The sequence below is a fragment of the Sphingomonas oligophenolica genome, assembly GCF_006438955.1.
GTDB lineage: Bacteria > Pseudomonadota > Alphaproteobacteria > Sphingomonadales > Sphingomonadaceae > Sphingomonas > Sphingomonas oligophenolica_A.
Map to the genome: position 1 here is coordinate 58,327 of NZ_RCZK01000004.1, position 22,439 is coordinate 80,765.

The window sequence follows — 22,439 nt, forward strand, 5'->3', positions numbered from 1 at the left end:
CATGGCAGAGGCGATGACGGTTCGGCAACCGGGGGCGGGGCTGATCCGCTGGGTCACGCTGGCGGCGGCGATGCTGCTCGGCGCTTGTTCGACGATCGTGCCCCGCGGGCCGGTCTCCGCGCCCGAGCGGCCCGTCGCGGCCCCGGCCCCCGCGCCGCGCGATACCTATACCGGCGGCATCCCGCGCGACACCGAACGCAACCGGGTGGCGTTGCTGGTGCCGCTGTCGGGATCGAACGGGGGAATCGGTCGCTCGATCGCGAACGCGACGATGCTCGCGGTGCTCGACACCAGGACCGAAAAGGTCCGGGTCACGAATTACGATACCGCGACCGGCGCGGGCGCCGCTGCGCGCCGCGCGATCGCGGAGGGTGCGCAACTGATCCTCGGTCCGTTGCTGTCCGACGACGTCCGGGCGGTCGCGCCGATCGCGAAGGCGGCGGGCGTGCCGGTCATCAGCTTTTCGAACGACGTCGGAGTCGCGGGCGACGGGGTCTATCTGCTCGGCTATGCGCCGACCCAGTCGATCGAGCGCGTCGTCGGTTATGCACAGTCGCGCGGCATCACCAATTTCGCGGGGCTGGTGCCCAACGGGCTGTACGGCCAGCGATCGTCGACCGCGTTCCTGCGCGCGGTCGAGGATGCGGGGGGACGCGTCGTGTCGCTCCAGACCTACCCGCGCGGCGCGGGGGCGATCGCGACCGCGGTCGCGCGGTTGAACCAGCAGGCACCTTATGGCGCGGTGCTGGTCGCCGATGGTGCCGCCGCCGCCGCCAGCGCCGCGCCGCTCGTCAAGCGCGCGAGCCCTGGGGTCCACCTGCTCGGGACCGAATTGTGGAATTCGGAGACTGGAATCGGCGTGCGGACGACGCTCGACGGTGCCTGGTTCGCGAGCGTGCCCGACACGCTCTATCGCCAGTTCGCGGTCAAATATCGCGCGCGGTTCGGGGCAGCACCCTATCGGCTGTCGAGCCTAGGCTATGACGCGGTGCTGTTGACGGTGCGCATCTCGCGCGACTGGCCGGTGGGGCGCGCGTTCCCCGAACAACGGCTGCGCGACAAGGACGGGTTTGCGGGAATCGACGGCGCGTTTCGCTTCGCGGGCGATGGCGTTGCCGACCGGGCGCTGGAGGTTCAGGAGATTCGCGGCGGTTCGACCGTGCTGGTGTCCCCCGCGCCGACCGGTTTTACGCGATAACCGCGTCGAGGACGATCGCGGGCAGGATCGCATCGAGCAGGATCGCGCCCGCCTCGGTCACGCGCAGCCAGTCGTCGGACAGCACCAGCAGCCCCTGATCGTGGAGCCGGGCTGCGACCGCACGATCGATCGGCGCGGTCCCGCCCGCGAGCCGTGCGATCCGCGACAGATCGACGCCCTCGGCAAGCCGCAACCCCATCAGCAGCGCCTCGGTCGCGCGCTCGTGCGGAGTCAGCACGTCCTCGATCTGGAGGCCGTGGCGGTTGCGCGCCAGCGCGCTCATCCAGTTTTCGGGCTTCTTGTGCCGCGCAGTCGCCAGCCCCGCGCGACGCCCGTGCGCGCCGGGGCCGACGCCGACATAGTCGCCGTAGCGCCAATAGGTCAGGTTGTGGCGGCTCTCCGCACCGGTGCGGGCGTGGTTCGAGGTTTCATAGGCGGGCAGCCCCGCCGCCGCGGCGATCGCGCGCGTTGCCTCGAACAGATCGGCGGCGCTGTCGCCATCGGGGATCGCGATCCGCCCGTTCGCCGCGTCGGTCGCGAACCGCGTCCCCGGTTCGATCGTGAGCTGGTACAGCGACAGATGCTCGGTGCCGAACGACAGCGCGCGGCGTAATTCCGTCTCCCACGCGGCAAGTGCTTGATCGGGGCGCGCGTAGATCAGGTCGAAACTGACGCGCGCGAACACCGCCTGCCCGACATCGAGCGCGGCGAGGCCTTCGTCGACATCATGCGCGCGGCCCAGGAACGCGAGCGCGGCGTCGTCGAGCGCCTGCAACCCCAGCGACACCCGGTTAACCCCCGCCGCCGCCAGATCGGCGAACCGCGCCGCCTCGACCGACGACGGGTTTGCCTCCAGCGTGATCTCGATATCAGGCGCGAAGCCCCAGTGGCGTTCGGCCGCGTCGAGCACCGCCGCGACCGTCGCGGGCGGCATCAGCGAGGGCGTGCCGCCCCCGAAGAACACTGATGTCAGCCGACGATCGGGCAGGACGCGCGCTTCATGCGCCAGGTCGGCCAGCAGCGCGTCGCGCCACGCATCCTGGTCGACGGTGTCGCGGACGTGGCTGTTGAAGTCGCAATAGGGACATTTCGAGACGCAGAACGGCCAATGGACATAGAGCGCCAGCGGTTCCGGAGCAGATTGGGAATGCGCAGGATGATGATCGGGGGGCGTCTTGTCGGCGTTCATGATCGGGGCGATATGGCGGCAACCATGTCAAAACGCCACCTTGCCCTTGTCGCGCCGCTGCTGTTTGCGGCCTGCGCGCCCCAGCCCGAACGCGTGGTCGAACGCCGCGTCACCGAAGCCCCCGCGCCACGCGGACCTGCGTTGCTGCGCACCGCGATGCTGGCCGGCCAGAACGCCGCGCGCGCCGCGGTCGGCGCGCCGCGGCTGATCTGGGACAACAATCTGGCGGTCGATGCGCAGCGTTATGCGCAGCAGATGGCGCGCACCGGCCGGTTCGAACATGCCAAACACCCGCAACTCGTCGGCGACGAGGGCGAGAATCTGTGGAAGGGTTCGCGCGACGCGTACGCCTATCGCGAGATGGTGGGGCATTGGCTCGCGGAGAAGGCCGACTTTGTCGATCGGCCCGTTCCCGATTCGAGCCGCACCGGGCGGTTCGAGGATGTCGGCCATTACACCCAGATCATCTGGCGCGCGACGCGAACCGTCGGCTGCGCGATGGCGAGCAACGCCACCGACGATTATCTGGTGTGCCGCTATCTGCCCGCGGGTAATGTCGTGGGTGAGCGGGTCGGGTGATGCGGGATGACGGCACGTGGACCCGTTTGCGCTGAGCGTGCCGAAGCACGGTGGGTCTTGGGCCCGCCGACTCCGCCCCGGGGGTAATAGGTTGAAGGGCCCGGTAAGCTCAGGCGACCGCGTTAAAAGTCCCGTCCATCTGTCGCCGTCAGAGCCTAGAAGCTTTCCTCGGCGTACACCCGGCTGACGTCGCCACTCCAGGCGCCATGATAGCGATCGAGCAGCGTTTGCGCGGGCACCTTTCCGGTTCGCACGATCTCGCGGAGGGGATCGAGGAAGCCGCTTTCGTTGTCGCCCGCCGCGTTGGTCCGCGCGCGCGCGGTCAGCCCTGCGCCCGCGATATCGAGCACTGCGCCCGCAATATCTTTGAGCTTGCCGCCACTAGGCAGCGGCGCGTCGAGCGCAAGCTTCGGCACCGCGTCGCGCAGCGCCTGGCGTTCGCCGATGTCCCAATCCTTGACCAGATCCCACGCCGCATCGAGCGCCGCGTCGTCGTAGAGCAACCCGACCCACAGCGCGGGCAATGCGCAGATCTTGTTCCACGGCCCGCCATCGGCGCCGCGCATCTCGAGGAAGGTCTTCAATCGCACCTCGGGAAAGGCGGTCGAGAGGTGATCGTTCCAGTCGTCGAGCGTCGGCTTCTCGCCTGGCAGCACCGCCAGCTCGCCCTTGAGGAAATCGCGGAAGCTCAAGCCCGCCGCATCGATGTAGTGGCCCTCGCGATAAACGAAGTACATCGGCACATCGAGCGCATAGTCGGCATAGCGCTCGTAGCCGAAGCCATCCTCGAACACGAACGGCAGCATCCCCGTCCGGTGCGGATCGGTGTCCGACCAGATATGGCTGCGGTACGACAACATCCCGTTGGGCCGCCCTTCCGTGAACGGTGAGTTGGCGAACAGCGCGGTCGCGAGCGGCTGGAGCGCGAGGCCGACGCGGAATTTCTTCACCATGTCCGCCTCGGATTCATAATCCAGGTTCACCTGGATCGTGCAGGTGCGCAGCATCATGTCGAGCCCCATGGTCCCGACCCGCGGCATGTGGCGCAGCATGATCGCGTAGCGGCCCTTGGGCATGATCGGCAGCTCGCTGCGGCGCTTGTCGGGCCACATGCCGAGGCCCAGGAACCCGATCCCCAGCTTCTCGCCCGCGGCCTTGACCTGTTCGAGGTGACGGCCGGTTTCGGCGCAGGTCTGATGCAGGTTGTCGAGCGGTGCGCCCGACAGTTCGAACTGCCCCGCGGGCTCCAGGCTGACGCTGCCATCGGCCCCGGTCAGCGCGATCAGATTGCCGCCCTCCAGCACCGGCTTCCACCCGAACTGCTCCAGCTCGATCAGCAGCGCGCGGATGCCACCGGGTTCGCCCCAGCTCGGCGCGTGATGATCCTTGGTTGCATAGACGAATTTCTCGTGCTCGGTCCCGATCTTCCACCGGTCGGCCGGCTTTTCGCCGACCGCGAAACTCGCGATCAGTTGGTCGCGCGACTCGATCGTCGCTGAGTTGCTATCCGAAACCGTCTTGGTCGTCATAGGGCCGCGCCTTACGCCGCGATGAACGGGCGCGCTAGCGCCAATCCCCCGCCGCCGCCATCCACAGCGATACCGCCGCCGCCGCCGCGGTGTCGGCGCGTAGAATGCGGGGGCCGAGGCTGATACCCACCACCTGCGGATGCGCACGAATCGCGGCGCGTTCGGCGTCGTCGAACCCGCCTTCGGGGCCGATCAGGATCGCGGCAGGGCCGGTGCGTGCGCGCATCGCCGCGAACGCGGGCTCGCCGCCGTTTTCGTCGGCGAAGAACAAGGTGCGCTCGCCCGGCCAATCGCGGAGGAATGCGGCGAGCTTCACCGTCTCGCCCAGCGTCGGCAACGCTGTCCGCGCGCATTGCTCGGCCGCCTCGATCATGTGCGCGCGCAGCCGGTCGAGCTTGGGGCGATCGACGATCGTCCGCGCGGTGACGACGGGGACGAGCCGGTCGACCCCCAGTTCGCACGCTTTTTCGGCGAGCCAGTCGACCCGCCCCTTCTTGAGTGGCGCGGCGCACAGCCACAGGTCGGGCACCGGCTCACGCTCACGGAGCTTCCCGGTCACGTCGAGCGTCACCGCGCGCCGCCCGACCTCGGTCGCGACCGCGAGCCATTCGCCCGTCACGTCGTCGAACAGCTTGACCGGATCGCCGATTTTCAGCCGCATCACCCCGCCGAGATAATGCGCCGCCGGGCCGTCGATCCGGCGTGGGCCGAGCGCGATCGATTCCTCGACAAAAAGGCGCGGGGTCGATTGCGGGGGCCAGGCGGGGGTCGCGGTCATCAAGCGGCTCTAGCAATTCCTCCCCGGCACGGGGAGGGGGAGCAAGGGGTCAGCCCCGCGGTTTCGCCAACAATTTCCGCACCACGATCCACACCATCACCGCCGCGACCACAGCGGCGACCGCCGCGACGCTCACCGCGCCCGCAACCCGCATGATCGCCCAGAACAAAGCCTCGACGAAGCGCCCGACCGCGACCGACAGGCCGATCAACCGCAGGACTTTCGAAGCGCACTCATGCCCCGTCGTACCCGCCCCGGGCTTGCGCGCCTACCGCCGTCTTCATAGGCGAGGGGGATGACACCCGAGATCGTCCCCGACAGCGAGCATCGCGGCCTCGTCGGCGCGCTGCCGCCGACGCTGCGCGGGCTGGCGCTGCTCGCGCGGTTCGATCGCCCGATCGGCTGGTGGCTATTGTTCTGGCCGGGGGCGTGGGGCGTCGCGCTCGCGGGGGGCGCGGTCGCGCGGTGGACGCTGATCGTGTGGCTCCTCGTCGGCAGCGTTGCGATGCGCGGCGCGGGGTGCGTCTACAACGACATCGTCGATCGCGATCTCGACGCGCAGGTTGCGCGCACCCGCGCGCGCCCGATCCCGAGCGGACTGGTGTCGATCAAGCTCGCCTGGGTGTGGCTCGTCGCGCTGTGCCTCGTCGGGCTGGTCGTGCTGCTCCAGCTGAGCGTCCTCGCCGCAATCGTCGCGCTCGCCAGCCTCGCCCCCGTCGCCGCCTATCCGTTTATGAAGCGGATCACTTGGTGGCCGCAGGCGTGGCTCGGCCTCGTCTTCTCCTGGGCCGCGCTGGTCGGGTGGAGCGACGTCGCGGGCGCGCTGTCGTGGCCGATCGCGTTGCTCTACGCGGGGTCGATCGCGTGGGTGATCGGCTATGACACGATCTACGCGCTCCAGGATCGCGAGGACGATGCGCTGATCGGAGTGCGCTCCTCGGCGCTGCGCATGGGCACGCGGGTGCAGGACGGGACTGCGCTGTTCTACGCGCTCGCGCTGCTGCTGTGGGCGGCGGCGATCTGGCTCGTCCGCCGCGATCCGCTCGCGTTGCTCGCGCTCGCCCCGGTCGCGCTTCACCTGCTGTGGCAGGTCGCGACGCTCGACCCCGCCGACGGTGCCAACGCGCTCGCGCGGTTCCGCAGCAACCGGTTCGCGGGGCTGCTAATGTTCCTCGCCTGCGTGGTGGTGGCGACGCCGCTGTGACTGTCGGGTGTGGGCGAAGGGTATGGCTTTCCACCGTGCTTCGACAGGCTCAGCACGAACGGGGTGTTAAGGCGCAGGCTCCCCAACCCTCCGTTCGCCCTGAGCCTGTCGAAGGGCGCGCGATGCACGCCGCTCTAGCGATCCGCGGCTCAACCCCCTAGATTCACGACAATGTCCGGCTCCTACGGCCCCCCCGATCGCTTCAACGAGGAACGCGCGACCTATGCGGTGCGCGGATCGGACACGCCCGACCTCGAAGCGGGGGTCGCCGCGATCCGTAACGTGCTCGCGACGCTGCCGACGCGGTCGGGCGTGTACCGGATGCAGGACGCCAAGGGCGACGTCCTTTACGTCGGCAAGGCGCGCTCGCTCAAACAGCGCGTCGCCAATTACGTCCAGTGGAAGACGCTGTCGAAACGCCTCCAGCGGATGATCGCGCAGACCCGGTCGATGACGATCGTCACGACCAACAACGAGGCGGAGGCGCTGCTGCTCGAGGCGCAGCTGATCAAGCGTTATCGCCCCGCCTACAATGTCCTGCTCCGCGACGATAAAAGCTTTCCCTTCATCCTGATCCGCGCCGATCATGATTTTCCGCGCGTCCAGAAGCATCGCGGCGCGCGCCGTGCGAAGGGCAATTATTATGGCCCGTTCGCGAGCGCGGGTTCGGTCAACAACACCCTCAACGCGCTCCAGAAGCTGTTCCTGCTACGCTCGTGCACCGACGGTTTCTTCAAGACCCGCGACCGCCCGTGCCTGCTCTACCAGATCAAGCGCTGCTCGGCGCCGTGCGTCGGGCGGATCGACCCCGCCGGCTATGCCGAGCTGGTCGACGACGCGCGGGCGTTCCTCGGCGGCAAATCGACCGGGGTCCAGGCCAAGCTCGCGGCGCAGATGCAGGGCGCCGCGGAGAACATGGATTTCGAACTCGCCGCGCTGCTCCGCGATCGCCTGAAGGCGCTGACCTTCATCCAGGGGACGCAGGCGATCAACGCCGAGGGGGTCGGCGACGCCGACGTCTTCGCGCTGGCGTGCAGCAACGGCGTGATGGGGATCCAGGCGTTTTTCATCCGCGGCGGCCAGAACTGGGGCCACCGCAGCTTCTTCCCCCAGCACACCAACGAGGTGCCCGAGGACGAGGTGCTCGCCGCCTTCCTCACCCAGTTCTACGAGGAAGTGCCGCCGCCCAAGACGATCCTGCTCGACCGCGAACTCGGCGAGGCGGCATTGCTCGGCGAAGCATTGGGCGAGCGCGCAGGCTACAAGGTCGCGCTGTCGGTGCCCCAGCGCGGCGACCGGCGGCGGCTGATGGATCAGGCCAAGCGCAACGCGGTCGAGGCGCTCGAACGCCGCCTCGCCGAGAGCACCACCCAGGCCAGGCTGCTCCGCGAGGTCGCCGAGCTGTTCGATCTCGCCGAGCCGCCCGACCGGATCGAGGTCTACGACAACAGCCATATCCAGGGCACCAACGCGGTCGGCGCGATGGTGGTCGCGGGGCCGGAGGGCTTTCGCAAGGGCCAGTACCGGAAATTCAACATCAAGGACAAGAACACCGCCCCCGGCGACGATTTCGCGATGATGAAGGAGGTGCTCACCCGCCGCTTTGCCCGCGCGCAGGCGGATGACCCCGATCGCGACAACGCCACCTGGCCCGATCTCGTCCTGCTCGACGGCGGGCGGGGGCAATTGAACGCCGCGAAGGCGGTGCTCGAGGATCTCGGGATCGAGGACGTGTGCCTGGTCGGCGTCGCCAAGGGCCCGCACCACGGCCGCGACGGGCGCGAGGTGTTCCACCTGATGGACGGGCGCGACTTCCAGCTGCCCGTCAACGCGCCGGTGCTGTTCTACCTCCAGCGCCTCCGCGACGAGGTCCACCGCTTCGCGATCGGCGCGCATCGCGACAAGCGCGCGAAAGCGATCGGCGCAAGCCCGCTCGACGAGGTCCCCGGCATCGGCCCCGCGCGCAAGAAGGCGCTGCTGATGCACTTCGGCACCGGCCGCGCGGTGAGGAACGCCAGCCTCGAAGACCTGCAACAGGCCCCCGGCGTGTCGAAGGGTGTCGCGCAACAAGTCTATGACTTCTACCATGCGCGGTGACGGCGGCAGGGTTGGCGGAATGTGCCGCGCCCCCGCACGCCGATTCTGCGAGTTTTGCGAATTGTTCATCCCCGGTCGCTAGCCCATGGGCATGACGACCCCTGTCTTCATCACGATCGATACCGAATTTGCCGAGCGGCATTATGCCGCGGGGCTCGACCTCGATGCGATCTACGATCTTTCGCTCGAACCCGCCGGCGTGGGGCTCAGCTATCAGCTCGAGGCGTTCGCGCGGCATGGGCTGAAGGCGTGTTTCTTCGTCGATCCGATGCCCGCGATGGTGTTCGGGCTCGATCCGGTGCGGCGGATGGTCGAAACGATCCTCGACGCGGGGCAGGAGGTGCAGCTCCATCTCCACCCGAGCTGGACGACCGCGCGGCTCGACGATCGTACCGTCCGCGGCCGCGACCTGATGCACGAATATCCGCGCGCCGAACAGATCGACCTGCTCGAAGGCGCAACCGAATTGCTCGTTGCGGCGGGGGCGCCGCGCCCGATCGCGTTCCGCGCGGGTAGCTATGGCGCCAACGACGACACCCTCGCCGCACTCGCGATGACCGGGTTCCTGTTCGACAGCAGCCACAACGGTGCAGCGGCCCCGGTCGCGAGCCGGATCTCGTTGCCCCCCGATTGCATCGCGCCGCTGCGCGACGCGGTGATCGAGGTTCCGGTGACGGTGATCGAGGACAGCCCGGGCAGCCTGCGCACCTTTCAGCTGTGCGCGCTGTCGACCGGGGAGATGGAAGCAGCGCTCGATCATGCCCGTGACGAACGCCATGCCGCGGTCACGATCGTCAGCCACGGGTTCGAGCTCGCCAACCGTTCGGGGACACGGCCGAACGGCGTCCATGTGCGCCGGTTCGAAGCGTTGTGCGAACGGCTCGAGGCGGATGCAGACACGCTGCCGACGATGCATTTCGCGGATCGGCCCGCGCTCGCCTTGGGTCACAACGACGAGCCGCTGGCGCCCGACACGCTGCGGACCCGGTGGCGACAAGCCGAGCAACTCTGGTCGAACTGGGTGTCGGAACGCGCGGCGTGACACCGATCGCGCTGACATTCCAGATCGGCGCGCGGACCCTGGCGAGCGTCGATCGGTCGCTGATCCGGGTGCCGTACACGCTTGACGCGGTCCTCGCCGCCGCCCCGCCGGTGCTTCCGCCGCTCGACGGCGATGGCTATCTCATTACATCGTTGCCCGAACCATTGCTGCCAACGATCCAGCGCGACGGGATGATCGGCTACGTCCGCCAGCGTTATGTCCGTTATCACGCCGATTTCTCGGTCGGGCACGAGGCCTGGCTCGCGGCGCTGTCGGGTAGCGCGCGCGCGACGATCAAGCGCAAGACCAAGAAGGTCGCCGCGGCCTCGGGCGGCACGCTCGATATCCGTGCGTATCGCACCCCCGACGAATTCGCCGCCTTCCATCCGCTTGCGCGGCGCGTGTCGGCGCGGACCTATCAGGAAAAATTACTCGGCGCGGGGCTTCCCGCCGCGGGGGACTCATTGCACCGTCTGATCGAGCTTGCCGCGGCGGATTGCGTGCGCGCCTGGCTGTTGTCGATCGCGGGCGAGCCGGTCGCGTATCTGTGCTGCACCGCGCGCGGCGGCACGTTGCTCTACACCTATGTCGGGCATGATCCGGGGTACAACGACCTGTCGCCGGGGACGGTGCTCCAGGCGGAGGCAATGACTCAGCTGTTCGACGATCGCTTCGCGCGGTTCGACTTCACCGAGGGCGAGGGCCAGCACAAGCGGTTGTTCGCAACCGGGGGGACGCGGTGCGTCGACCTGCTGCTGCTGCGCCCGACGCTCGCCAACCGCGCGACCGTCGCGGCGCTGGCGGGGTTCGATGCCGCGGTCGCGGTCGCCAAGCGCGCCGCGGCCAGCCCGTTGCTCGCGCGGATCGCTCGACGGGTGCGCCGCTGACGCGAACCGGCTAGGCTGGCGTGATGCACCTGTCCGCCACCGCCATCGTGATCGCCGTCCGCGCGCATGGCGAACATGGCGCGATCGTCCGCGCGCTGACGCGCGACGACGGGGTTCAGCCCGGCTATGTCCGTGGCGGCGGGTCGCGGCGGTTGCGGCCGCTGCTCCAGCCCGGCGACACGATCCTTGGCGACTGGCGCGCGCGGACCAGTGAACAGCTCGCGGCGTTGACGATCGAACCCGTCCACAGCCGCGCTGCGCTCCATGGCGAGCCGCTGGCCGCCGCCGCGATCGACTGGACGGCCGCGCTCACCGCGACCGCCTTGCCCGAAGCGCAACCCTATCCGCGGCTTTACGATGGCCTGATCGGGGTGCTCGACGCGATCGAGGCGGCGCCCGCGGCGCGGGGCTGGGCGGTGGCGCTGGTTCGTTACGAACTGCTGCTGCTCGCCGAACTGGGGTTCGGGCTCGATCTCGACCGTTGCGTCGTGACCGGAGCGGTCGACGATCTGGGCTTCGTCAGCCCGAAGAGCGGCGCAGCGGTCAGCCGCGGCGCGGCGCATGGGCATGAGGCGAAGCTACTGGCGTTGCCTGATTTTCTGCGCGACGGCGGCACGGCGGACTGGCCCGATATCCTCGCCGGGCTGGCGATCACCGGGCATTTCCTCGCGCGCGATATCCTGGTCGATCGCCGCGCCGATCCGCTGGCCGCGCGCGGGCGGCTGGTCGATCGGCTCAAAAGGGCGGTTGCGTGACCGCGCGGCGCTCGGCAAGGGCGGACGGCATGACGTTGATCGCACTCCTCGCCGGGGACGGCATCGGCCCCGAAGTCGTCGCCGAGGCACGCCGCGTGCTCGATGCGACCGGCCTCACCCTGGCCTATGAGGAGGCACCCGTCGGCGGCGCAGCGTATCGCGCGGCGGGGCATCCGTTGCCGCCCGAGACGCTCGCGCTCGCCGCGCGCGCCGATGCGATCCTGTTCGGCGCGGTGGGCGATCCCGCCTATGATTCGCTCGAGCGCGCGCTCCGGCCCGAACAGGCGATCCTGGGGCTGCGCAAGGCGCTCGGGCTGTTCGCGAACCTGCGTCCCGCGACGCTGTTCGCAGGGTTGGAGGATGCCTCTCCGCTGCGCCCCGACATCGCGCGGCGGATCGACCTGGTGATCCTGCGCGAACTGACCGGCGATGTGTATTTCGGCGAAAAGGCGCAGCACCGTACCACCGATGGGCGCCGCGAGGGCTACGACATCATGTCCTATGCCGAGGACGAGGTGCGCCGGATCGCGACGGTTGGCTTCGAAATGGCCAAGCGACGCGAGCGCAAGCTGTGTTCGGTCGACAAGGCCAACGTCCTCGAAACCTCGCAACTGTGGCGCGACGTCGTCATCGAGCTGTCCGCCGATTACCCCGAGGTCGCGCTGACCCACATGTACGTCGACAATGCGGCAATGCAGATGGTCCGCAACCCGGGGCAGTTCGACGTGATCGTCACCGGCAATCTGTTCGGCGACATCCTGTCCGACCAGGCGAGCATGTGCGCGGGGTCGATCGGGATGCTGCCGTCGGCATCGCTGCGCACGTGGAGCGGCGACACCGGGCTGTACGAACCGATCCACGGTTCAGCGCCCGACATCGCGGGGCAGGGCAAGGCCAATCCATGTGCCGCGATCCTGTCGGCGGCGATGATGCTGCGCCATTCGCTTGGGCAAGAGGCGGCGGCGGCGCGGATCGAGGCGGCGGTGGCCGCGGCGATCGCGGGTGGCGCGCGCACCCCCGATCTCGGCGGATCGCTGGCGACCGCCGCGATGGGCGATGCGGTGCTCGCCGCGCTGGAATCCGGGGCGGCGTGAGCGACAGCCTCGAACTCGCGGTCGTCATTCCGACGTTCAACGAACGCGCGAACGTGCCGACGTTGATCGCCAAGCTCGATTCTGCGCTCGCCGGGCGGCGGTGGGAAGCGATCTTCGTCGACGACGACAGCCCCGACGGCACCGCCGAGGCGGCGCGCGAGCTGGGGCGGATCGACAACCGCGTGCGCGTGATCCAGCGGATCGGGCGGCGCGGGCTGTCGTCGGCGTGTATCGAGGGCATGTGCGCGACTGCCGCGCAATGCGTTGCGGTGATCGACGGCGACCTGCAGCATGACGAGACCTTGCTGCCGCAGATGCTCGATCGGTTGCAGGCGGCGGATGCGCTCGACCTGGTAATCGGATCGCGTTTCGTCGCGGGCGGCGGCACCGGCGACTGGGATCGCGACCGCGTCGCCAAATCGGCGCTCGCGACGAAGCTGTCGCGCCGCGTGCTGAAGGCCGATCTCAGCGATCCGATGAGCGGGTTCTTCATGATCCGCACCGACATCGCGCGGCGGCTGTCGCCCGCCCTGTCCGCGATCGGGTTCAAGATCCTGCTCGACCTGATGACCGCGAGCCCGACCCCGCTCGCGTTCGCCGAATTGCCCTATACTTTCCGTACCCGCAGCGAGGGTGAATCGAAGCTCGATCACGTCGTCGCGATGGAATATCTGATCGCGCTGTACGACCGGATGTTCGGGCGGATCATCCCGGTCCGCTTCGCGATGTTTTCCGCGATCGGGGTGATGGGGATCGGCGTCCACATGGGCGTGCTGGGGCTGGCGATGCTGGCGGGAAGCGACTTCATCCTCGCGCAGATCCTGGGCGCGGTGGCGGCGATGACCTTCAACTTCTTCCTCAACAACGCGCTCACCTATCGCGACCGGCGGCTCAAGGGACTTCGCCAGATGCTCGACGGCTGGGTGTCGTTCTGCGCCGTGTGTTCGGTCGGGCTGGTCGCGAATGTCGGGATCGCGGCGTTCGTCCACGACGCGCGCAACGGCACCGCGGCGAGTGCGGCGCTGATCGGCATCCTGGTCGGCGCGGTGTGGAATTATGCACTGTCGTCGAAATTCACCTGGGGTCGATACTAGCGCCAGCGTCGCGAGATCGTCCAAACGCTCGACCGTTCGCCCTGAGCTTGTCGAAGGGCATGAGTCTCAGGTGCTTCGACAGGCTCAGCACGAACGGTTATGTCCTGTGTTAGCGCCAGCTATCGAACCACGTCCACCGGGTGAACGCCTGCGGACCGGGCAGCGCGGTCGCGGCGAGGATGGGATAGAAATGGACGAACAGCACCGCGCTCAGCAGCACGAACGCCTCGTCGCCATAGCGTAGCCGGCGCCCGAACCGGTCGAACGCGATCGCCAGCGCAATCGGCAACCAGATGCTCGACAGGTAAAAATAATAGAAGAACCCCAGCGACTTGGGGATCGCGGCCCAGATCGCGATCGAGAACAGCCACAGCATCGCCGACGCGCCGGACGCGGTGTCGCGCGTCCGCACCCAGCCGATGGCGCAGGCGCACACCGCGATCAGCCCACCCCATAGCACTACGGGGTTGCCGATCATCAGGATGCCGCGCTGCGCGCCGTCGGCGGGCTCGTAGAGATACCAGATCGGGCGAAGGTCGAGCGGCCACGTCGACCAGCTCGACTGGTACGTGTGCGGGGGCAGTATCTGGGTCTGGAGCCGGTACATGTCGAGCTGGAACGGCACCAGTTGCGCCCACGTCAGCGGTTCGGCCGCGTAGAAGAACGCGGGCGCGAAGGTGACGAAATAGGTCGCGATGCTGACCCCGGCGAGCACGCCTATTGCAAACGCTGGGTTCATCCCGGGCCAGCGATCCGCGCGGCGGTGGCGCAGGACCAGGAACGCGCCCGCCGCAGCGGCGACATAGGGCGCGGCGGTCCATTTGCACGCGACCGCCAGACCCAGCAGTACCGCTGCGCCGATCCAGCGCCGCCACATCGCCGCGCCGTGCGCGCGCATCGACCACAGCATCGCCGCGACGCCCAGCACGACGAACGCCGCCATGAACCCGTCGAGCATCGCGATCCGCGCCTGGACGAACACCGTGAAGTTCAGGATCGTCAGCAGCGCGCCGACCACCGCGGGGCGCAACTGCCGCGTCCCCAGCCACAGGATCGCAAACACCCCCATGACCACCGCCGTCCCCGCCACCGTCGACAGCGCGCGCCAGCCGAGCGGATGGTCGCCGAACAACTGGATCCCGACCGCGATCAGGAGCTTGCCGATCAGCGGGTGTTCGCTGTTGGCGGGTGCGGTCAGCGCCCGCAGCGCGCGCGCGGCGGGGACGTAATGAACCTCGTCGAACACCAGTTGGTGGGGGATGGTGACCCGCCAACTGAACAGCGTCTGCGCCAGCGCGCCGATTGCCAGCGCGGCGGGCCAGGGGCGAGGCGGGGCGGGGGGCGCGGCTTCCATCGCGGGTAGGTGCCACAGCCTGACGCCGGAAGGACAGCCCCCATCAGAACGAGATGATTTAACCTAAACCCGTTCGTGCTGAGCCTGTCGAAGCACGGTAAGGCTCAGGCCCTTCGACAAGCTCAGGGCGAACGGCAGTCAGATTCGTCGATCGGGCGTCGTCACGCGTAGCCGTCACAGCCGCGCGCTCTCAGGCGTTGAGCGGGTACAGTGCCGCCGCGATCGTCCGACCCTCGCCGCGCAGGACCCCCCAGGCGCGCGCCGCGGCGCGGCTGTCCATCGGCTCGACCCCGATGTTGCGCGCCTCCAGCGCCGCGACGAACGCGGCGGGGGGGCGGACCAGCACCGCGCCGGTGCCGAGCAGGATGAATTCGGGCGCACTCGCCAGCAGCATCGCGATCGCGTCGATCGTCAACGCGCCCAGCGGCGGCGGCGACCAGGGTTGGGCATCCTCGGTCATCAGCAGCAGCGAGTCGAACCGCGATTCCTGGATCCGGAACCCGTTGCCGACGAACCCCGCGACCAGCGGGCCGCCGATACCGGGATCGCGCTCGATCCGCATCGCTAGGGCTTGCGCGGGGCCACGCGCTCCGCGTTCGACATGTCGGTCTTGCCGATCCGTTCGAGCCGCGGCTCGGCGCGCAGGCCGAGCGAGATCAGCAGCGACGACGAAACGTAGATCGACGAATAGGTGCCGACGAAAATGCCCAGGATCATCGCCGCGGTGAACCCGCGCAGCACGTGCCCGCCCAGGAACAGCAGCGCGAACAGCGCGAGCAGGATCGTCAGGCTGGTCATCACCGTTCGCGGCAACGTCTCGTTGACCGACAGGTTGATGATCTCGCGCATCTCCATCTTGCGGTATCGGCGCATATTCTCGCGGATCCGGTCGTCGATGACGATCTTGTCGTTGATCGAATAGCCGATGATCGTCAGCACCGCCGCGATGATGTTGAGGTCGAATTCGAAGCGGGTCAGCGCGAAGAAGCCGATCGTCATCAACAGATCGTGGACGATCGCGACGACGGTCGACACGCCGAACTGCCATTCGAATCGCAGGATCGCGAACAGCCCGATGCCCAGGACCGCGAGTGCCACCGCCAGCAGCCCGTTCTTGATCAGCTCGCCCGACACCTTGCCCGACACCGTCGAATAGCGACTGAAGGTCGCGCCGGGGAATTGCTGCGCCAGCGCGCCCTCGACCTTCTTGACGACCTTGTTGGTCGCGCCTTCGTCGGCGCCGCTCTGGACGGGGAGGCGGATCGTCAGGTTATTGGCGCTGCCAACCTGCTGGAGCGACGCCTGTCCGACACCGAGTGAATCGACCAGGCTGCGGACCTTGTCCTGATTGGGCGGGGTCGCGAACTTCTCCTCGATCATCAACCCGCCGACGAAATCGACGCCGAAGTTGAGGCCCTTGGCAAAGGTGACGCCGATCGCAGCGAGGCTGAGCAGCATCGTGATCGCGAACGCGATCCCGCGCAGGCTGACGAAATCGATGTTCGTGTGATCGGGAACGATTTTCAGGAGGCGCATGAGGGGTCCTTCCGCCTCAAATGTTCATGGTCTTGGGCTTGGTCCGGCGCACCCACTGGACCACCAGCATCCGCGTGAACGTCACCGCGGTGAACACGCTCGTCGCGATCCCGATCAGCAGCACGACCGCAAAGCCCTTCACCGGCCCGCTGCCGAGGAAGAACATGATCACCCCCGAAATCGCGTGGGTCATGTTCGCCTCGAAGATCGTCCGGCTGGCTTCCTTATAGCCCAGTTCGACCGACTGGATGATGCTCCGCCCGCGTCGTCGCTCTTCGCGGATACGTTCGTTGATCAGCACGTTGGCGTCGACCGCGGTGCCGATCGTCAGCACGAACCCCGCAATCCCCGGCAGCGTCAGCGTCCCCTTGATCAGCGCGAGCACGCCGACGATGACGAACACGTTGATGATCACCGCGAGGTTCGCATAGAGTCCGAACCGGCCGTAGGTCAGGAACATGAACACCACGACCAGCAGCACCGCTACCGCGCTGGCGAGGATTCCGGCGTGGATCGAATCCTTGCCGAGATCGGGGCCGACGGTCGATTCCTCGATGATCTTCAGGTTGATCGGCAGCTTGCCCGAGCGGAGCGCGATCGCGAGCTGGTTGGCGCTGTCGACGGTGAAGCTGCCGCTGATCGACGCGGTGCCGCCCAGGATCGGTTCGTTGATGTTGGGCGCGGAAATCACGCTGCTGTCGAGGATGATCGCGAATGGCTTGTTGACGTTCTGTTGCGTTACCCGCGCGAAGCGGTTGCCGCCCGCGGCGTTGAAGTTGATGATGACGTCGGGCGCGTTGGTCTGCGGATCGAACCCCTGGCGCGCGTCCGACAACTGATCGCCGGTGATGATCGCCGCGCGTTTCACCGCGATGAACGGGATGCCCGACGGATTGGTCGGATAGGGCAGCACCTGGCTGCCGATCGGCGCGATCCCCTTGGCGAGATCGGCGGGATTGGCGGTCTGGTCGACCAGCTTGAATTCGAGCTTCGCGGTCTTGCCGAGCAGGTCCTTCAGCGCCTGCGGATTCTGCAATCCCGGCACCTGGACGACGATCCGGTTCGGTCCCTGGCGCACGATCGTCGGTTCGCGGGTGCCGAGCTGATCGATGCGGCGGCGCACGACCTCGGTCGCGTCCTTCATCGCGGTATCGATCGCCTGCGCGAGTCCCGCCTGGGTCGGTTTCAGCACGAACCGGCTGGTGTCGACCACGCCGATGTCCCATTCGCGCTGTCCCGTCATCCCCGCGCCACCGCCGGTGATCGTCAGCAGCCGCTCGCGCGCGGCATCAACCTGGGTCGGATCGCGCAACAGGAAGCTGATCTGCCCGTCGCGCGTCGAAATATCGCCGATCGCGATCCTTGGCGTGCCGTTGCGCATCTGCCCCTGGATATTGTCGCGCATCGATTCGATCCGGCTGTTCGCCAGATCCTTGGTGTCCGCCTCGAGCAGCAGATAGCTGCCGCCCGCCAGATCGAGCCCCAGGTTGATGTGCGGGGCGCCCGCGAGGAAATTCGGCGCATAGCGTTCGGGGACGAGGCTCGGGATCGCGAGCGCGCACAGCACGCCGAGCAGCGCCCAGATCGACCAGACCTTCCACTTGGGAAAATCGAGCATCAGTCGTTCGCTGGTTTCGAATTGGGGCTCGTGATGTCGGACAGCGTCGCCTTGACGACGCGAACCCGCGTGTTCGCCGCGATCTCGACCTCGACGTACAGCTCCTCGACCTTGGTCACCTTGCCGACCACGCCGCCCGCGGTCACCACGCTGTCACCCTTGCGCACCGCCGCGATCGACGCCTGCTGCGCCTTCAACCGCTGCTGCTGCGGGCGGATCATCAGGAAATAGAACACCACGAAGATGAGGAGCAGCGGCGCGAAGCTGATCAGCGAGGCGAGGCCGCCCGTCGTCGCCGCGGTACCGGCGGATTGGGCATAGGCTGGGGAGATGAACATCGCAGGTCCGTGACATGACTGATCGGCGGGGAAAGCCCCCGCTCGTGAAGCGCCGCGCGCTAGCATTGCCGCGCGCACCGCGCAACACGCGCGGCCGTCGTTCCGGGGTGACGCCACCGCCGTCGTCGCCTAGACCTCGCCCGTAACGACAACCAAGGAGAGCAGTCGATGATCCTCGTGATGGGCCATATCAAACTGGCCAAGGGCGATGCGGACAAGGCGCGCCAGCTGTTCGCCGATCACATGGCCGCGGTTACCGCGGAGGACGGCTGCGACCATTATAGCTTCGCGATTGACGCCGCCGATCCCGACCTGATTCGCATCGCCGAACGCTGGGACACCGCGGAGGCGCTCGCGGCGCACGGCCAGGCCGATCACCAGAAGGCATTTGGGCGGGCGTTGCGTGCGTTTACGGTCGAATCGATCGGGGTGAAGGCATGGAACGGCGAATTCTGGCGCACGCTGATCGGCGACTAGGGATCGGCGACTGAGGTCACACGCATCTTGCATCGCGCGCCGACCCCGCGTAGGGCGCGCGGCTCGGTCGGGGCGTAGCGCAGCCTGGTAGCGCATCACACTGGGGGTGTGGGGGTCGCAGGTTCGAATCCTGTCGCCCCGACCAAGTCTTTCGACATCGTCGCAACGCTTCACAGCGCCCCCGGCGTCGGGCTACGTCGGCGTCCGACGGCCGCGATCCGCGGCGCAGCAGAGGATGGCGACGCGTATGCAACCCCTGGACGGTATCCGCGTGCTCGATTTCGGGCGCTATATCGCGGGGCCGTATTGCGCCGCGCTGCTCGGCGATTACGGCGCCGACGTCATCCGCGTCGAACGGATCGGCGGGAACGAGGATCGCGCGCCGGTGCCGGTCGCCGACGATGGCTCGGGCGCGGGGTTCCTCCAGATGAACCGCAACAAGCGCAGCCTCGCCGTGTCGCTGGGCAGCGCGGGCGGGCGCGCCATCGTCCGCCGCCTCGTTGCGTCGGCCGATGTCGTCGTCGCCAACATGCCCGCCGCAGGGTTGCGCCGCGCCGGGCTCGACCTCGAGACGCTGCGTGCGATCAAGCCCGACATCATCCTCGCCACCGCCACCGCGTTCGGCGAAGCGGGGCCGCTCGGCGGGCGGGTCGGGTTCGACGGGGTGGGTCAGGCGATGGCGGGCGCGGTGCGGCTCAGCGGCACCCCCGACCAGCCGATCCGCGCGCAGGTCAACTATGTCGATTTCGGCACCGCGCTCCACTGCGCGTTCGGGGTAATGCTCGCGCTACGCGAGCGCGATCGCACCGGGCGGGGGCAGGAGGTCGCGGGCTCGCTGCTCGGCACCGCGGCCGCGTTCGCCAACGGCCTGGCGATCGACCATGCGCTGACCGGTATCGAACGCACTCCGATGGGCAACCGCAGCTATGGCTCCGGCCCCACCGACGTCTTCCGCACCCGCGACGGGTGGATCATGGTGCAGGTCGTCAGCAACACGATCTTCGCGCGCTGGGCGACGCTGGTCGAGCGCCCCGATCTGATCGACGATCCCCGCTATGCCGACGACATGGCGCGCGGCGATGATGGCGAGGCGTTGAGCGCGATCATGGCCGCCTGGTGCGCCACCCGCACCACCGACGCGGCGATCGAGACGCTCGGCGCCGCCGCGATTCCCGCCGGGCCGGTGCTCCATCCGTCCGAGGTCATGGCGCACCCGCAGCTCCGCGCGACCGGCTTCGTCGAGGACATTCGCTATCCCGGCACCCGCGCCACCGCCCCGGTCATGCGCGCGCCGATCCAGCTCAGCGATACGCCCGCCGAACCGATGACCCGCGCGCCCCAGGCGGGCGAACACAGCGCCGCGATCCTCGCCGAGCTCGGCTATGCCGATGACGAGATCGCCGCGTTCGTCGCCGCGGGAGCAGTGGGTATCAGGGCATGACCGACGCCTCCATGATCGACGCCCGCGCGGTCGATCCGGCCCGCGTCCCCGTCATCGTCGGCGTCGGGCAGGTCGAGGATCGCGAGCCCGACCCGTTCGCGGCGCGCGATTCGCTCGGGCTGATGGTCGACGCACTCCACGCCGCGGATGCCGATGCGGGGGGCGGCTGGCTTGCCGAGGTCGATTCGCTCGATGTCGTCGACCAGATCTCGTTCCGCGATCTCAACCCGCTCGTCGACCCGCTGGCCGCGGCGCTCGGCATGTCCCCGGCGCGCCGCGCGCAGACCGCGATGCCGATGGGCGACAGCCCGGTTCGCCTGCTGAACGAGGCCGCAAACCGGATCGGCGCGGGGGAGACCCGCGTCGCCGCGATCGTCGGCGCAGAGGCACTGCGCACCGCCGCGCGGCGTGCCGCTGCGCGCGCAGGCGGCGGGGAGGCGGATCACAATGCGATGCGCGCGCGGCATCGGGACCGTGCGCCCGATTACCGCCAGCGCTACGGCCTCGTCGCGCCGGTCGACATCTACCCGCTCTACGAAAATGCGACGCGATCGGCCTGGGGCCAATCGCTCGCGCAGGCGCAGGCCGAAAGCGCCGCGATCTGGGCGGATTTCTCGGTGGTCGCCGCCGCCAACCCGCATGCCTGGCTGCGCACCCCGCGGACCGCGGCCGAGATCGCGACCCCCACCGCGGACAACCGCAGAATCGCCTTTCCCTATGCGAAGCTGATGGTCGCCAACAGCTCGGTGAACCAGGGTGCGGGCTTCCTCGTCACCAGCCTCGCCCACGCGCGGGCGCGCGGCATCCCCGATGCTCGCCTCGTCCATGTCGGCCACGGTGCCGCGGCGCACGAACCCGACGATATCCTGGCGCGCGACGGCTATGCGGCCTCGGCGGGGATGCGGGTGTCGCTCGAAGCGACGCTCCGGCTCAACGCGCTCGAGATCGCGGACGTCGACCATGTCGAACTCTATTCCTGCTTCCCGTGCGTTCCCAAGATGGCGCGCCGCGTGATCGGCTGGCCGCTCGCTCGCGCGATGAGCGTCGTCGGCGGCCTCACCTTCGGCGGTGGCCCGATCGGCAATTACATGAGCCACGCGATCGCCGCGATGGTCGATCGGCTGCGTGGCGATGGGGCGACGCGTGCGCAGGCGGTCGGCCTCCTCTTCGGCAACGGCGGGGTCGCGACCCACAACCATTCGATCGTGCTGTCCGCCGCCGCGCTCCCCGGCACCCGCTTCCCCCGCCAGACCGATTATCAGGCGCAGGCGGATGCGCTCCGCGCCGCTGCGCCGCGGGTCGATCCGGACTATGACGGCGACGGCATCGTCGAAACCTACACGCTGTTCTATGACCGCACCGGCGCGCCGCGCGCGGGGGTGGTCGTCGCGCTGAACCCCGCCGGGTGTCGTTTCCTCGCACGCGTTCAGGCTGGCGATGCCGCGACGATCGCGTTTTTGACCGATGGCGTCGCCGACCCGATCGGCACCCGCGGTATCGCGCGGCGGGCCGCCGACGGGCTGGTCGACTGGACTATCGGCGCAGCGTGACTTATATACCGTTCGATATGGAAACCATCGACACCCTCGACGCCAAAGCCGGTGCGACCAAGGGGCGCCCGCGCGAGTTCGACCTCGACGATGCGCTCGCCGCCGCGCTCCGGCTGTTCTGGACCAAGGGCTATGAAGGTACGTCGCTTACCGACCTGACCGAAGCGATGGGGATCACCCGTCCCAGCCTCTACGCCGCGTTCGGCAACAAGGAGGCGCTGTTTCGCAAAGCTCTCGACCTCTACGAGGAGGAAAAGCTTGCCTATACCCGCGTCGCGCTCGACCAGCCGACCGCGCGCGGCGTCGCCGAACGCTTCCTGCGCGGCGGGCTCGCCAACCAGACCTGCGCCGACGAGCCTCGGGGGTGCCTCGGGGTCATCAGCGCGGTGGCGTGTGGGGCGGAGGCCGAATCGATCCGCGCCGAAGTGATCGCACGCCGCCGTTCGTCGCATCGCGCGCTGGTCGAACGCTTTGCGCGCGCCAAGGCGGAGGGCGATCTGCCCGCGCATGTCGATCCCGAAGGGCTCACCAGCTATCTCATCGCGCTGATGCAGGGGATGGCGGTGCAGGCCGGATCGGGCGCGTCGTGCGACGATCTGTCCCGCCTGGTCGACACCAGCCTGGCGATCTGGCCCAGCGCGTAGGGACGGGGTCGCAAAAGGTGGCGCGCTGTGACCCA

Annotated in this window: 22 protein-coding genes and 1 tRNA gene; 14 read left to right on the forward strand and 9 right to left on the reverse strand. The window is 68.5% G+C overall.

The window, feature by feature from the left end; translation table 11 throughout:
* The first annotated feature begins 1 nt into the window (after position 1).
* The gene (locus tag EAH84_RS06325) at positions 2 to 1,198 is read left to right on the forward strand and encodes a penicillin-binding protein activator (protein ID WP_140869451.1); all 1,197 of its coding nucleotides are present in this window, start codon (positions 2 to 4) and stop codon (positions 1,196 to 1,198) included.
* Here the strand turns inward: EAH84_RS06325 and hemW are convergent.
* Entirely contained in the window at positions 1,188 to 2,387 is a 1,200-nt protein-coding gene (hemW, locus tag EAH84_RS06330) for a radical SAM family heme chaperone HemW (protein WP_140869454.1), read from the reverse strand. The genes EAH84_RS06325 and hemW overlap by 11 nt on opposite strands.
* 24 nt (positions 2,388 to 2,411) lie before the next feature.
* Here hemW and EAH84_RS06335 point away from each other — a divergent pair, with 24 nt between their 5' ends.
* The gene (locus EAH84_RS06335; RefSeq protein WP_241656487.1) at positions 2,412 to 2,966 is read left to right on the forward strand and encodes a CAP domain-containing protein; all 555 of its coding nucleotides are present in this window, start codon (positions 2,412 to 2,414) and stop codon (positions 2,964 to 2,966) included.
* Positions 2,967 to 3,121: 155 nt separating this feature from the next.
* On the opposite strand, the gene EAH84_RS06340 is transcribed toward EAH84_RS06335, so the two are convergent.
* Genes EAH84_RS06340 through EAH84_RS16075 form a run of 3 tightly spaced genes read right to left on the reverse strand, consistent with a single transcriptional unit; the run spans position 3,122 to position 5,484 of the window.
* A complete protein-coding gene (locus EAH84_RS06340) occupies positions 3,122 to 4,495 on the reverse strand; it encodes a glutamate--cysteine ligase (RefSeq protein ID WP_140869460.1) in 1,374 nt (457 codons plus the stop codon).
* Between the two features lie 34 nt (positions 4,496 to 4,529).
* Complete coding sequence (locus tag EAH84_RS06345) at positions 4,530 to 5,273, reverse strand: 16S rRNA (uracil(1498)-N(3))-methyltransferase (protein WP_140869463.1); 744 nt, start codon at positions 5,271 to 5,273, stop codon at positions 4,530 to 4,532.
* 49 nt (positions 5,274 to 5,322) lie between these two features.
* Positions 5,323 to 5,484: a hypothetical protein gene (locus EAH84_RS16075; RefSeq protein WP_170209843.1), complete on the reverse strand. Its 162-nt coding sequence runs from the start codon at positions 5,482 to 5,484 to the stop codon at positions 5,323 to 5,325.
* An 84-nt stretch (positions 5,485 to 5,568) separates the two neighbouring features.
* Here EAH84_RS16075 and ubiA point away from each other — a divergent pair, with 84 nt between their 5' ends.
* The 7 genes from ubiA (at position 5,569) to EAH84_RS06380 (ending at position 13,446) form a co-directional block, all read left to right on the forward strand.
* Entirely contained in the window at positions 5,569 to 6,477 is a 909-nt protein-coding gene (gene ubiA / locus EAH84_RS06350; RefSeq protein ID WP_140869466.1) for a 4-hydroxybenzoate octaprenyltransferase, read from the forward strand.
* 171 nt (positions 6,478 to 6,648) lie between these two features.
* The gene (gene uvrC / locus EAH84_RS06355; protein WP_140869469.1) at positions 6,649 to 8,574 is read left to right on the forward strand and encodes an excinuclease ABC subunit UvrC; all 1,926 of its coding nucleotides are present in this window, start codon (positions 6,649 to 6,651) and stop codon (positions 8,572 to 8,574) included.
* 91 nt (positions 8,575 to 8,665) lie between these two features.
* Complete coding sequence (locus EAH84_RS06360; protein WP_140869472.1) at positions 8,666 to 9,616, forward strand: polysaccharide deacetylase; 951 nt, start codon at positions 8,666 to 8,668, stop codon at positions 9,614 to 9,616.
* Positions 9,613 to 10,503, forward strand: a complete 891-nt coding sequence (locus EAH84_RS06365; protein WP_241656488.1) for a GNAT family N-acetyltransferase — start codon at positions 9,613 to 9,615, stop codon at positions 10,501 to 10,503. Before EAH84_RS06360 ends, EAH84_RS06365 begins: the two co-directional genes overlap by 4 nt.
* A gap of 23 nt (positions 10,504 to 10,526) precedes the next feature.
* Positions 10,527 to 11,258 carry a DNA repair protein RecO gene (gene recO, locus EAH84_RS06370; RefSeq protein WP_140869475.1) on the forward strand — a complete coding sequence of 244 codons (732 nt, stop codon included), beginning with the start codon at positions 10,527 to 10,529 and terminating at the stop codon, positions 11,256 to 11,258.
* Positions 11,259 to 11,287: 29 nt separating this feature from the next.
* The gene (leuB, locus tag EAH84_RS06375; RefSeq protein WP_140869478.1) at positions 11,288 to 12,352 is read left to right on the forward strand and encodes a 3-isopropylmalate dehydrogenase; all 1,065 of its coding nucleotides are present in this window, start codon (positions 11,288 to 11,290) and stop codon (positions 12,350 to 12,352) included.
* Positions 12,349 to 13,446 carry a glycosyltransferase family 2 protein gene (locus EAH84_RS06380; protein WP_140869481.1) on the forward strand — a complete coding sequence of 366 codons (1,098 nt, stop codon included), beginning with the start codon at positions 12,349 to 12,351 and terminating at the stop codon, positions 13,444 to 13,446. The genes leuB and EAH84_RS06380 overlap by 4 nt, the downstream gene beginning before the upstream one ends.
* Before the next feature lie 109 nt (positions 13,447 to 13,555).
* On the opposite strand, the gene EAH84_RS06385 is transcribed toward EAH84_RS06380, so the two are convergent.
* The 5 genes from EAH84_RS06385 to yajC form a co-directional block, all read right to left on the reverse strand.
* Positions 13,556 to 14,800, reverse strand: coding sequence for a phospholipid carrier-dependent glycosyltransferase (locus EAH84_RS06385; RefSeq protein WP_140869484.1), 1,245 nt, complete (start codon positions 14,798 to 14,800; stop codon positions 13,556 to 13,558).
* Positions 14,801 to 14,990: 190 nt separating this feature from the next.
* Entirely contained in the window at positions 14,991 to 15,362 is a 372-nt protein-coding gene (locus EAH84_RS06390) for an Mth938-like domain-containing protein (protein ID WP_140869487.1), read from the reverse strand.
* A 2-nt stretch (positions 15,363 to 15,364) separates the two neighbouring features.
* Positions 15,365 to 16,336, reverse strand: coding sequence for a protein translocase subunit SecF (gene secF, locus EAH84_RS06395; RefSeq protein ID WP_140869490.1), 972 nt, complete (start codon positions 16,334 to 16,336; stop codon positions 15,365 to 15,367).
* 16 nt (positions 16,337 to 16,352) lie between these two features.
* Positions 16,353 to 17,954 carry a protein translocase subunit SecD gene (gene secD, locus EAH84_RS06400; protein ID WP_140869493.1) on the reverse strand — a complete coding sequence of 534 codons (1,602 nt, stop codon included), beginning with the start codon at positions 17,952 to 17,954 and terminating at the stop codon, positions 16,353 to 16,355.
* Positions 17,954 to 18,292 (reverse strand): preprotein translocase subunit YajC, encoded by a 339-nt coding sequence (gene yajC, locus EAH84_RS06405; protein WP_140869496.1) that lies wholly within the window; start codon positions 18,290 to 18,292, stop codon positions 17,954 to 17,956. The genes secD and yajC overlap by 1 nt, the downstream gene beginning before the upstream one ends.
* 168 nt (positions 18,293 to 18,460) lie before the next feature.
* Here yajC and EAH84_RS06410 point away from each other — a divergent pair, with 168 nt between their 5' ends.
* The 5 genes from EAH84_RS06410 to EAH84_RS06430 all read left to right on the forward strand — a co-directional run bounded on the left by EAH84_RS06410 (position 18,461) and on the right by EAH84_RS06430 (position 22,404).
* The gene (locus EAH84_RS06410; protein WP_140869499.1) at positions 18,461 to 18,769 is read left to right on the forward strand and encodes a putative quinol monooxygenase; all 309 of its coding nucleotides are present in this window, start codon (positions 18,461 to 18,463) and stop codon (positions 18,767 to 18,769) included.
* A gap of 68 nt (positions 18,770 to 18,837) precedes the next feature.
* Positions 18,838 to 18,914, forward strand: a tRNA-Pro gene (locus EAH84_RS06415).
* 102 nt (positions 18,915 to 19,016) lie between these two features.
* Positions 19,017 to 20,210, forward strand: coding sequence for a CaiB/BaiF CoA transferase family protein (locus EAH84_RS06420; protein WP_140869502.1), 1,194 nt, complete (start codon positions 19,017 to 19,019; stop codon positions 20,208 to 20,210).
* The gene (locus EAH84_RS06425; protein WP_241656489.1) at positions 20,207 to 21,760 is read left to right on the forward strand and encodes an acetyl-CoA acetyltransferase; all 1,554 of its coding nucleotides are present in this window, start codon (positions 20,207 to 20,209) and stop codon (positions 21,758 to 21,760) included. Before EAH84_RS06420 ends, EAH84_RS06425 begins: the two co-directional genes overlap by 4 nt.
* A 17-nt stretch (positions 21,761 to 21,777) precedes the next feature.
* The gene (locus EAH84_RS06430; RefSeq protein WP_140869505.1) at positions 21,778 to 22,404 is read left to right on the forward strand and encodes a TetR/AcrR family transcriptional regulator; all 627 of its coding nucleotides are present in this window, start codon (positions 21,778 to 21,780) and stop codon (positions 22,402 to 22,404) included.
* Positions 22,405 to 22,439: the final 35 nt, after the last annotated feature.

Coding starts and splice junctions, on each gene's coding strand:
- EAH84_RS06325 (WP_140869451.1), top strand. CDS start 2: ATGGCAGAGGCGATGACGGTTCGGCAACCGGGGGCGGGGCTGATCCGC.
- hemW (WP_140869454.1), bottom strand. CDS start 2,387: ATGAACGCCGACAAGACGCCCCCCGATCATCATCCTGCGCATTCCCAA.
- EAH84_RS06335 (WP_241656487.1), top strand. CDS start 2,412: ATGTCAAAACGCCACCTTGCCCTTGTCGCGCCGCTGCTGTTTGCGGCC.
- EAH84_RS06340 (WP_140869460.1), bottom strand. CDS start 4,495: ATGACGACCAAGACGGTTTCGGATAGCAACTCAGCGACGATCGAGTCG.
- EAH84_RS06345 (WP_140869463.1), bottom strand. CDS start 5,273: ATGACCGCGACCCCCGCCTGGCCCCCGCAATCGACCCCGCGCCTTTTT.
- ubiA (WP_140869466.1), top strand. CDS start 5,569: ATGACACCCGAGATCGTCCCCGACAGCGAGCATCGCGGCCTCGTCGGC.
- uvrC (WP_140869469.1), top strand. CDS start 6,649: ATGTCCGGCTCCTACGGCCCCCCCGATCGCTTCAACGAGGAACGCGCG.
- EAH84_RS06360 (WP_140869472.1), top strand. CDS start 8,666: ATGACGACCCCTGTCTTCATCACGATCGATACCGAATTTGCCGAGCGG.
- recO (WP_140869475.1), top strand. CDS start 10,527: ATGCACCTGTCCGCCACCGCCATCGTGATCGCCGTCCGCGCGCATGGC.
- leuB (WP_140869478.1), top strand. CDS start 11,288: ATGACGTTGATCGCACTCCTCGCCGGGGACGGCATCGGCCCCGAAGTC.
- EAH84_RS06385 (WP_140869484.1), bottom strand. CDS start 14,800: ATGGAAGCCGCGCCCCCCGCCCCGCCTCGCCCCTGGCCCGCCGCGCTG.
- EAH84_RS06390 (WP_140869487.1), bottom strand. CDS start 15,362: ATGCGGATCGAGCGCGATCCCGGTATCGGCGGCCCGCTGGTCGCGGGG.
- secF (WP_140869490.1), bottom strand. CDS start 16,336: ATGCGCCTCCTGAAAATCGTTCCCGATCACACGAACATCGATTTCGTC.
- secD (WP_140869493.1), bottom strand. CDS start 17,954: ATGCTCGATTTTCCCAAGTGGAAGGTCTGGTCGATCTGGGCGCTGCTC.
- yajC (WP_140869496.1), bottom strand. CDS start 18,292: ATGTTCATCTCCCCAGCCTATGCCCAATCCGCCGGTACCGCGGCGACG.
- EAH84_RS06410 (WP_140869499.1), top strand. CDS start 18,461: ATGATCCTCGTGATGGGCCATATCAAACTGGCCAAGGGCGATGCGGAC.
- EAH84_RS06420 (WP_140869502.1), top strand. CDS start 19,017: ATGCAACCCCTGGACGGTATCCGCGTGCTCGATTTCGGGCGCTATATC.
- EAH84_RS06425 (WP_241656489.1), top strand. CDS start 20,207: ATGACCGACGCCTCCATGATCGACGCCCGCGCGGTCGATCCGGCCCGC.
- EAH84_RS06430 (WP_140869505.1), top strand. CDS start 21,778: ATGGAAACCATCGACACCCTCGACGCCAAAGCCGGTGCGACCAAGGGG.